General features: G+C 44.6%; 8 protein-coding genes. All 8 read left to right on the forward strand.

What is annotated here, in order from left to right:
- The first annotated feature begins 77 nt into the window (after positions 1–77).
- The 8 genes from NSQ99_RS06985 to NSQ99_RS07020 all read left to right on the forward strand — a co-directional run bounded on the left by NSQ99_RS06985 (position 78) and on the right by NSQ99_RS07020 (position 10,763).
- Positions 78–242, forward strand: a complete 165-nt coding sequence (locus tag NSQ99_RS06985; protein ID WP_340835894.1) for a DUF3934 family protein — start codon at positions 78–80, stop codon at positions 240–242.
- 400 nt (positions 243–642) lie between these two features.
- Complete coding sequence (locus NSQ99_RS06990) at positions 643–1,656, forward strand: glycoside hydrolase family 130 protein (RefSeq protein WP_340835895.1); 1,014 nt, start codon at positions 643–645, stop codon at positions 1,654–1,656.
- 172 nt (positions 1,657–1,828) lie between these two features.
- Entirely contained in the window at positions 1,829–3,145 is a 1,317-nt protein-coding gene (locus NSQ99_RS06995; protein ID WP_340835896.1) for an ABC transporter substrate-binding protein, read from the forward strand.
- Positions 3,146–3,245: 100 nt separating this feature from the next.
- Positions 3,246–4,118, forward strand: coding sequence for a carbohydrate ABC transporter permease (locus tag NSQ99_RS07000; RefSeq protein WP_340835897.1), 873 nt, complete (start codon positions 3,246–3,248; stop codon positions 4,116–4,118).
- Positions 4,119–4,131: 13 nt separating this feature from the next.
- The gene (locus NSQ99_RS07005; RefSeq protein WP_340835898.1) at positions 4,132–4,965 is read left to right on the forward strand and encodes a carbohydrate ABC transporter permease; all 834 of its coding nucleotides are present in this window, start codon (positions 4,132–4,134) and stop codon (positions 4,963–4,965) included.
- Between the two features lie 29 nt (positions 4,966–4,994).
- Complete coding sequence (locus NSQ99_RS07010; RefSeq protein ID WP_340835900.1) at positions 4,995–6,776, forward strand: cache domain-containing sensor histidine kinase; 1,782 nt, start codon at positions 4,995–4,997, stop codon at positions 6,774–6,776.
- Between the two features lie 3 nt (positions 6,777–6,779).
- Entirely contained in the window at positions 6,780–8,390 is a 1,611-nt protein-coding gene (locus tag NSQ99_RS07015) for a response regulator transcription factor (RefSeq protein ID WP_340835901.1), read from the forward strand.
- A 60-nt stretch (positions 8,391–8,450) separates the two neighbouring features.
- Positions 8,451–10,763 (forward strand): glycoside hydrolase family 3 N-terminal domain-containing protein, encoded by a 2,313-nt coding sequence (locus NSQ99_RS07020; RefSeq protein ID WP_340835902.1) that lies wholly within the window; start codon positions 8,451–8,453, stop codon positions 10,761–10,763.
- Positions 10,764–11,201: the final 438 nt, after the last annotated feature.

Below are 11,201 nucleotides of genomic sequence, written 5' to 3' on the forward strand. Positions count from 1 at the left end.
TCCATGTATAACCGCCCCATTTGACACCAATGCTATGATATTACATAGGAAGACACACTAATTAACGGAGTGATCAATTGAGTAAAGCAAAGGGTACAGGTAGAGGTACAGGTAAAAAAGGATGGAACCGTTGGCAGGCCGCGGAACGCAGAGCTGCTAATTCTCCTAAGCCGTATAAAAGTAAAGGCACTAAAAACAAATCAGCTAGCAATGAGGGGAATACAACAAGCTCAAAGTCATAGGCCTAGACATACTGATGAATTAGAGAATGCCTGTCCGTATCGATGGTAAAGTAGACGGTGTGTAACCGCGTTGTATATGAGATGACATCTAAGACTAACGAAGCTGCTTGAATAGGATTTTTTCTACAACCTGGCAAGTTTCAACTTTAGCTCTCTTTCATTGGTGATTATTCACTAATGAAAGAGAGCTTTTTTATTGTTAATGTTGTTTCAACAGATCATGATCATATTTAAAATGAATAGCATCATCCAGATTGTGTAAACGGATACAATGGAAAAATCTATAAATCGGATGTTATCGGATGTAATCGAAGATTTATCGGATATAATTCGCAAACGCTGGGCTATATAATTTAACTCATAAGTCGATCACACATCTTATAAGGAGGTATAGCTAGCAATGGAAATAACGAGACATCCCCAAAACCCGATCGTTGTACCAGGAATATTCGAATGGCGCAAGGCAACTGTGTTTAATCCTGCAGTCATTATCGACAATGGGAAGTTCTATATGATCGAGCGCACAGCGGGTTCCTTAACACCATGTAAAAACTTCTTAGGCTTACTGGAAAGTGATGATGGCGTTAACTTTACCCATGTAAAGGATGAGCCGATCGTAACACCAGATATGCTTGGATTCCCTTATGGCAGTGTTCAAGACCCGCGTATTGTAAAAATAGACGATACATTCTATCTAAACTATGCGCTTCGCCCATGTGCGATGAATTATTACCCAACAGGCACAGGATTGCCAGAACGTTCGATACCTGAATATCCAGACGGTTGGGGTGATGATCCACAGCATTGGCTCACTCGCTCAGGTATTCTAACATCAAAGGATCTAATCCATTGGGAATATCTCAGCGACACAACACCACTCGACATTAATGATCGAGACAATATTTTGTTTCCTGAGAAAATCAATAATAAATATGTGCTGCTGCGTCGTCCTGAGGAGTACGTTGGTCCTGAATATGGCACAGAAAAAGCTGCCATGTGGATTACTTATTCCGATGATCTTATTCATTGGGAAGAGCCTAAGCTATTGGCGAAGGCTGGTACTGAACCTTGGGAACAGAAAAAAATCGGTGGCTCTACTCCCCCTATTAAAACAGATAAAGGCTGGCTTGTCCTGTATCATGGCGTAGACATGGACAGTGTATATCGTGTCGGTGCACTTCTGCTAGATCTTGAAAATACGGAAAAAATTATTGCTAGAACGAAGAACTTCATTATGGAGCCGGAGCCATATTATGAGAAGTTCGGCTATCAAGTTCCTAACGTTATTTTTCCAACAGCCAATGTAGTGAAGGATGGCCTGCTGTATATCTATTATGGCGTAACGGATACAGCGATAGCTCTTGCTACCGTGCCACTTGATGAATTAGTTGATTACATTGTTGCAGGAAATTAACAGCGGTTACATTTGAACATGATGGAAAGCAAGGCTAGGCTGTATGAAAGTGTACTGTAGCATGCTCTATCGTACAGCCCTATCTAGAAAGAGTAGCATAAGCAATCTCTAAAGTAATTGTAAACGCTTCCTGAGGAAGTGGATGTATCATTAAAAAAGAGGAGTCGATGATATGAAACGAAGCAATTGGATGAGAATTTCATTGTCACTAGTTTTAGCTGCAGTTATGGTTGTCGTTGCAGCATGTGGTAATTCAAAGGAAAACGGTAATGAGGGCAGCTCTAATAATGGAAAAAGCACTAGCGGAGAGACAATCACATTAACGATGATGCATCCTTGGACATCACCTAACGTAGATAACGAGGTTTACAAGGCGCGCATTGCAGCTTTTGAAGAGCAATTTCCTAACATTAAAATCGAGCAGGACGGTGTAGCAGCAGCACAATACAAGACGAAGCTATTTACACTAGCAACTGCGAACAACCTAGCAGACATTAACGTTGCTTGGCCAGGTGCTGACCTTGATCCACTTGTAAAAGGTGACTTGCTTATGCCGCTGAACGATCATATGGACAGCTGGAATGATCTTGTTCGTGAAGATGCGCTTGCAGGCTACAATGTGGATGGCAATCAACTAGCGATTCCGACAAAGCGTAACTTTGTAGACATCATCTATTACAACAAAGAGTATTTGGCACAGGTTGGCTACAATGAATTCCCTGCTACTTATGAGGAATTTATTGAGATGATCAAAAAGCTGAAGGAAGCAGGCATTACACCAATTTCTCTAGGTAACAAAGAAAAATGGCCGCTTCAATCATCCTATATGTCCATTATTGGTCAACGATTTGCTGGTGAGGATTTCCTTCATAAGGTAATGGCAGGAGAAGCGCAATTAACAGACCCAGAGTATGTAAGTGCAATCGCGGTTATTGACGAGCTGACAAAGCTAGAAGCATTCAATATTGATGCAAACAATATGGACTCTGTTCAAGCACAGGACTATCTGATTCAAGGTAAAGCAGCGATGCATATTTCATCCGCTACAGTGGATGGACGTATTCGTACAACGAATGAAGAAGGTGACAAGTTCGGAATCGCCTTGTTCCCAAGTGTCCCTGGCGGCTTAGGTGATCAAAAAATGGCTGCAGGTGTACCGCAATTTGGTATTGCCATTAAAAATGGACTAGATGAGAAGAAAAAGGCAGCTGCTGTTGAATTTATGAAATTCTTTGTAAATGAAGAGCTTTATACTGACCTAGCGAAAGCAGGTATTCTCGTTCCAGCTAACGTAGAGATGGGCGACGATATTAGCCCATATCTGAAGGAAATGTATGAGCTGACAAGCAACGGTACAGCTCCTGTATTCGACGCTGTTATCAATACGCAAGCAGCAAAAGAGTTTGAGAACGGCTTACAAGCGTTAACTGTAGGAAGAGGAACACCAGAGGAAGTCGCTAAGGATACGCAAGAATTAATCGGACAGTAAGCATATTAACGATCCAATAAAAGGAGACAAACAAGCTAGTATATTGATAGACGTATACTAGCTTGTTTTCCCAAAGATTGTGCTTGGAGGAGGGTACCTGATGCATACGTTAAAAAAAACTAGGCTCGCAATTTTTGTAGGGCTGCTCCCCTCGCTAATTATTTATATTGGCGTAGCCATTCTCCCCATCATTCTCAGCTTGTATTATTCATTGTTTAATTGGGATGGTATATCTGCCAAAGTATTTATTGGCTTGGACAATTTTGGTGACATCTTTCAGGACGATATTTTTTGGCTCTCTGTTCAAAATAACGTCATCATTATGTTAACCGGCTTGATCGGACAGCTTCCTCTTGGATTGCTGCTTGCACTATTACTTAATCGAAGCTTGAAAGGAAATGGCTTCTTTAGAACGGTAGGCTTTATCCCAGTCGTTATTTCCTCGGTAATGGTTTCACTTATCTGGGGAATGATCTACAACACAGAGTATGGCTTTCTAAACAGCGTCCTAGGCGTGATTGGCCTAGAAGGCTGGCAACGTAACTGGCTAGGTGATCCTGAATGGTCGATGCTTTCCATTAGCCTAGCATATATCTGGCAAAACTGTGGCTTGTACATGATCATTTTTCTAGCAGCACTGCAAAACATATCTAGTGAAGTGAATGAGGCTGCAGAGCTTGATGGAGCTACTGGACTAAGAAAAGTATTTTTAATTACGATTCCTATGATTCGTGCCACCATTCTCGTAACGGTCATATACAGCATAAGCAATTCATTCCGAGTATTTGATTTGATTCAAATTTTGACCGGTGGTGGACCTGCTCATCAGACTGAAGTCATGACAATTTATATGTACAACAATGCCTTTATGAGCAGACAGTTCGGCTACGGTAGCGCAGTTTCTATTCTGATTCTATTGTTCAGCCTGATCGTCGTGGTGATCGCAAACAGAGTCGGTAGGGAAAAGGACTAGAAAGGAGCTGAACATGATGACCAAAAAATCACCCCTGTATTATATATTTGCTTACTTGTTCCTTGGAGTGTTTGCCTTATTCAACATCATTCCGATCTTTTATATGATCGTCGGCTCCTTCAAGACAGAACAGGAGTATGCAGCAAGCCCATTCGCATTGCCTGAAGTACTCCAGTTTTCTAACTATAGCAAGGCATGGGAAGTCGCCAATATGGACGTATACTTTTTCAATAGCTTGCTCATTACGTTCGTATCGCTCGTCGTGACCGTAATGCTTGGAGCATTGGCTGCGTTCTTCCTATCTCGTTTTGAATTCAAGCTGCGTGGAGCGTTGTATGGGTTATTTCTACTCGGCATGCTCATTCCTATTCACGCAACACTAATCCCGATCTTTATGATTATGAAGAATATAAGCTTACTGGACACGTACTTATCATTGATCCTGCCTTACACGGCTTTTCATCTATCTTTAACGATCTTTATTCTGGAAGGCTTTATGCGCAGCTTCCCGCGTGATCTCGAAGAATCCGGGGTTATGGATGGAGCAGGAATCTATCGAATCTTCTGGTCGATCATCCTGCCGATTACTCGCCCAGCCATCGCTACCGTCGTTATTTTGAATTTTATCTACAATTGGAATGAGTATTTATTCGCACTAGTATTGATAAGCTCAGAGTCTCTAAAAACCTTGCCACTTGGTATTGCTAACTTTGTAGGGATAGAAACCGCTAGCTTGACCTTGCAGATGGCGGCGCTTACAATTGCCTTAGTTCCTATTATTATCTTCTATTTGCTGCTCCAAAAGCAGCTTGTTAACGGGATGGTAGCAGGAGCTGTCAAAGGCTAAGCTGTAAGTCATCGAGGGGGATGTTAACCATGACCGGGAAATTACGAATATTCAGAAATTATGGGCTCAAGCAAATCGCTATACTTATCTTTTTTCTGCTAGTAATTTTACCGACATTGGGAGTAGGCATTCTCGTTCAATCAACCTACACAAAAATTTTGCAAGATCAATATGTAGAGTCGACGGTTCGAAATTTGGATGCGGTCGTTAATCAGCTGGAAGAGCAATTTTCTATGGTGGAGGATCTAGCGGACTACTTAATTTACAATCCGGATCTCAACGATTATTTGCAATCTAATCCGTACGAATATAGTGAATACGTAGATGATCTAAAAGAATCAGTAGAGGGCTTGCTAAGCTTTCACTTGTTTTCAAAGCCGTATATTCGTTCGATTACGATCGATGGTTTGAATGGTGGCTTAATAGAAATGGGAGAACCGGTATATGGGGACGAACAGCCATGGCTGCAGCAGGCCTCGGAGCTGCGAGGCAAAATTGTCTGGAGCGAAGGCTACACTGCTAACAGTGGCTGGAATGGTGAAGTTAAAATCATTTCCCTGTTTCGTGTTCTGAATAAATACAAGGACGTAACAACTCCGCTTGGTAATCTAGTTATTCGACTAGACGAGCAAAGCATCGTGAAGCTGCTAGAGAATGAACAGTATCGGGAGCACGGCTATGTATATGTCATCGGGTCTAACGATGAGCTGGTGCTGCAATCCGAAGAGGCTCAGGAGGCGGAACACCTCGATCCACATCATATGTTAGAGTCGATGAGGAGCACAGGAGCTAGGGCTACTAGCTATCAATCAGGCGATTCCTCCTATTATACGTTTAGTCGTCATATGGAAGGTACGGGCTGGACTATCGTTACCGCGATTCCTAAGTCCGTCATTGATCAGCAATTAGTAGGAGTGCGATGGATTATGTCAGCCGTGCTGCTTGGCATTCTGTTGCTGCTTGCTCTGGCACTCGTAGGCTTTCATTATATGATCATTCTACCGATTCTACGGCTGAAAAATGAAACGACTCGTGTAATGATGGGAGATTTCAGTGCAAGGGTCCCCGTTCATTCTAAGAATGAGATTTCTGACTTAGGTCGTAAATTCAATGCGATGGTTGATACCATTCAAGAGCTGATCGATCATAAATATAAATTGGAAATAAGAGAGCGAGAATCGGAGCTAAAGCTACTGCAAAGCCAAATGGATCCGCACTTCTTATATAATACGCTGGATACGATCCGCTGGACTGCGCGTCTGGAGCATGCAGAAAAAGCGAGTCACCTTATTGAAATGCTCTCGCGCTTCTTCAGGTCTAGCGTGAACAATGGGCAATACGAAACGACGCTGATGCAAGAGATGCAGTTTGTTCAATCGTATTTGGCGCTGCATCAGGTACGTTTAGGTACGCGGCTGCACTATACATTGTTTATGGAGTATACATTAGAAGATGTCAAAATTCCGAAAACGATCATTCAGCCGCTGGTAGAGAACTTCTTAATTCACGGCTTCCAAACTAAGTCCAATGACAATTGGATCAAGGTAATCGCTTATCAACGAGGCAATGAGATCTGGATAGATGTTCGTGACAATGGAAAAGGAATGGATGCTCAGCAGGTACAGCAGCTTCAAGCTATGCTGAAGCAACGGCAGCAAAAATCAGACAAAATCGGTGCCCTGCAAAATATTAATGAGCGCTTAACTATTTTCTTCGGTACGGGCTACGGGCTGGAGCTGATGCCTGTTAAGGAACAAGGCACCTGGGTAAGGCTAAAAATTCCATACGTCAATTCTAATGGTGGTGAGTAGTAGATGGATAAACATAATCATTACACTAAAAAAACAAATGCTAATATTCGAATGATTATTGTCGATGACGAACCGATCATTTGCGAAGGGCTTAAACAAACGATTGACTGGGAGCAGCTTGGCGTTGAGGTAGTAGGCGTTGCTTGGGATGGAGAACAGGCATTAGAGATTGTTCAGGCTGAGGCTATCGATATCGTCTTGTCTGACATTCGCATGGATGGCATGGATGGGCTGGAGCTGGCTGAGCAGCTGCGCAACCAATACCCAGATATCAATATGATCATGATTAGCGGCTATGAGGATTTTGACTATGCTCGCCGCGCGATGCGACAGGGTGTTATCGATTATTTGCTGAAGCCAGTTAACATTGACGAGCTGAAGGCTGTCGTTAGCAAAGTGATTGAACGAATTCATGAAGAGGCTAATACGATTTCGCCCGAAGAGGCAGAGCTGTGGTTTATGAACGCGATATATAGCAAATCAGAATTTGTTGAGACGGAGCTCGTTAAACAGCTAAAGAAATTTAAAGGCACTTATCGTATTCTTGCTACTCAATTAACTGAATTTAAGCTTCATTATGGGGAGCTTTCTGCAGATGCACTCAAAAGGCTGCAGGATGAATGGACAGAGGACATAAAGTCAGCTTTGGACGCTGCTGGACTGGGTTCGATATTTGTATTTACGAATGCCAATCTTCTCTACACCTTTGTTTACGATAAGCATCGTACCTTGCATGAGAAGGATTGGAACGAATTACCGCAGCAGATCGCAGCAGGCTGGAAGCATGATGGACGGATCATTATTGCTGCCTCTGATTGCTTTAATGATCTGGAGCAAACGACAGTATTGTGTGAGCAGGTCTGGCAAATGCTTCCTTATCATATATTACTGCCACAGAACGAATCGATTCTAACGATGCCAAGGTGTAAAGCAATAGAATCGAGCAGACCATCTATTCATAGCTATGCACCACCAGCGGACTGGGCTAATCGCTTAAGCGGACTGCTATACCGTCAAGAGTGTGATGAAGCAAGGACCATGGTGAAGACGTTGCTTGCTGAGCTGCGAGAGCACCAGCTGTTACTGCCAGAGCTGCTCGAAATTTATGAGGAGCAAATGACACTTCTTCGTCAGCGGCTGCGCAACAATGCTTTACAATTTGAGCAAAATGGCGAGCGTCAATCTGTTGATCTGCATCAATACAATAGCTACGAATTGCTGGAGCAATTATTGCTTGATGATTTACACGCTTGGTTAGAGCTGATTCGCAATCAATCCGTTACTAAATCGTACTGGATCGTCGAGAAGGCGATGAAGTATGTAAGAGAGCATTATAGCGAGGATGTGAAGGCATCCGAAATCGCAGAATGGCTCAATATTACACCAAATCATTTTAGCTATATCTTTAAGCAAAACTCAGGGAAAAACTTTAAGGAATTCATTAATGATGTTCGCATTTCTCAGGCGCAGCGCTTACTTGCATCAACAAATGATAAGGTATTTGAAATAGCTGACCAGGTTGGGTATAAGGAATACAAATATTTTGTATCGGTTTTCAAGACAGTAACAGGCATGACTCCGAAGGAATATCGTGCGGTCAGTGCAGGCGTCTAAGCACATAGGTAGGTAGATTTGCACGATGAAGTTGAGGCTTAACAGGGAGAGTGAAGTGGAATGGATGCTGTCTATAAAAATGCTGAGCTTCCGATCGAGCAGCGTGTCGAGGATTTGCTTGCTCGTATGACGCTGAAGGAGAAGATTGGGCAGCTTAATCAGCATATGTACGGCTGGGACGCTTATAAGCGTACTGGAGACGATATCGAGCTAACGGAGCTATTCAAGCAGCAGGTACAGCTCGGTGATGGAATGGGTGCGCTCTATGGCCTGTTTCGAGCAGATCCTTGGTCCGCAGTTACACATGATAACGGAATTCCAACTGCACAAAGTGGTAAGGTGGCGAACGCTATTCAGCGGTATGTGCGCGAGCATACTCGTCTTGGTATCCCTGTGCTGCTATCTGAAGAATGCCCGCATGGTCATCAGGCGCTGGATTCGACATTATTGCCCGTGAATCTGGCAGTAGGCTCGACCTGGAATCCTGCACTGGCTGAGCGGGCTTATTCGTATGTCGCATCAGAGATCCGTAGTCGAGGCGCACATCTTGGGCTAGTTTCTGCACTGGATATATTACAGGAGCCGAGATGGGGGAGAACGGAAGAATGCTATGGTGAGGATCCATTTCTCGCTTCTCGATTCACAGAGGCAGTTGTGCGCGGGCTGCAAGGCAATGATGTGAAAGAGCTTAGATCAGGTCATAAGGTGGCCGCTGTGTTAAAGCACTTATGTGCGCAAGGAGCTGCACAGGGTGGTCACAATGCTGGTCCTGCGAATATCGGAGAACGCGAGCTGCGCGAAATTCATTTGCCAGCTGCACTAGCTGGTATTAAGGCCGGGGCGCTGGGAGTAATGGCGGCCTACAATGAGATCGACGGCGTACCGTGTCATGCTAATTCGTGGCTTTTGCAGCGTGTGCTGCGCGAGGAGTGGGAGTTCGAGGGAATCGTAATGGCCGACGGCTGTGCCATCGATCGATTAACCTCCATTGCTGGAAGCCTTGAAGGGGCCGCAGCACTTGCGCTTCAATCCGGAGTAGATCTTAGTCTGTGGGATCAATCCTTTACTAAGCTTGAGGCCACGGTTGAGCAAGGCTTAGTCGCTATCGAGGATGTCGATCGAGCCGTGCGGCGAGTGCTTAAGCTTAAATTCGAGCTAGGCTTATTCGACAAGCCTTTGGTGGATGAAACGTTAGCTGCAACGACTGTTGGTGCAGATCAGGCGAAGGCTGTTAATGTCCAGCTGGCACGGGAATCAGTCGTTTTGCTAAAAAACAATAATAGCATTCTGCCACTGCATGCGGCGCCGCGCCGTATAGCGGTAATAGGTCCAAATGCAGATCACGTATACAATCAGCTTGGCGACTATACGAGCATCCAGCGGCCTGGAACGTGCACGACCGTGCTGCAAGGCCTTCAACAGCTTGCACCGGAAGGCTCGGAAATTATTTATGCACGAGGCTGTGGCATACGTGATATGCAGGATGAAGGGCTAGCAGAAGCGATAGAAGCCGCCAAGGCTGCCGAGGTTGCAATCGTTGTTATTGGCGGCAGCAGTGCAAGAGATTTTGGCGATCAATTTGATAGCAATGGAGCTATTATTATGGGCGGTCATCATACAGGAGAGATGGATTGCGGTGAAGGAGTCGATCTGGCAAACCTGCAGCTTGGCGGTATGCAGGAGAAGCTGGTTGAACAGCTAGCAGCTACGGGCACTCCGCTTGTTGCAGTTGTTATTCAAGGCAGACCTCATGTGCTGGAAGTCGTTGAACGCTATTGCGAAGCCGTTCTATGTGCGTTTTATCCAGGGCCTGAAGGAGGGACAGCACTAGCGGAGATAGTGTATGGCCATGTAAATCCAAGCGGTAAGCTATCTGTCTCCATGCCGCGATCATCCAGCCAGCTGCCCGTTTATTATAATCAGAAAAATCAAGGCAGACGACGTCCGTATGTCGACATGTCAGAGCAGCCACTATATCCATTTGGTTATGGCCTCAGCTACACCAAGTTTAGCTGTGCGCTCGAAGATTTATTGGAGAGTACTTTATCAGCAGAAGCGCTGGAGAACGGTGCAAAGCTTATCGTTTCTGTAAAAGTGGTCAATGAAGGCCAATGCGCAGGAGCAGAAGCAGTTCAGCTGTATATACAAGCGCAGGGCTCCCCGATCACTAGAAGAACAAGGGAGCTAAAAGGCTTTGCCAAGGTAGAGCTTCAGCCCGGAGAGCAGACCACGATACAATTTGAGCTTGGCAAAAATGAGCTGGCAATCTGGAACCGAGAGATGGAATACAAGGTCGAGCCTTGTGAGCTGACGTTGTTTGCTGGGGGGAGTTCGCTGGCTCCAGAACTGTGTCGTATCACCATTAAGAGGTAGTTTAATACGTCCGACTTTGATGACGATGTTATTTCGTTGTAGCTTACTCGACGTCGAAGCTTGGACGCTAGCGAAAACTCCGTTGCTCACGTACCAAAACCGTACGCTGCGCTACTCGTTATCTACTAGCGTCCGATCTTCTTGGTCCTGAAAGCCGAACGTATTAAACCTTTATTGGAATTGGTAGTTTAATACGTCCGACTTTGATGACGATGTAACTTCGTTGTAGCTTACTCGACGTCGAATCTTGATCGCTAGCGAAAACTCCGTTGCTCACGTACCAAAACCGTACGTTGCGCGACTCGTTATCTACTAGCGACCGATCTTCTTGGTCCTGAAAGCCGAACGTATTAAACCTTTATTGGAATTGGTAGTTTAATATGTCCGACTTTGATGACGATGTAACTTCGTTGTAGCTTACTCGACGTCGAATCTTGA

The organism is Paenibacillus sp. FSL W7-1287 (assembly GCF_038004245.1).
GTDB classification, from domain to species: domain Bacteria; phylum Bacillota; class Bacilli; order Paenibacillales; family Paenibacillaceae; genus Pristimantibacillus; species Pristimantibacillus camelliae.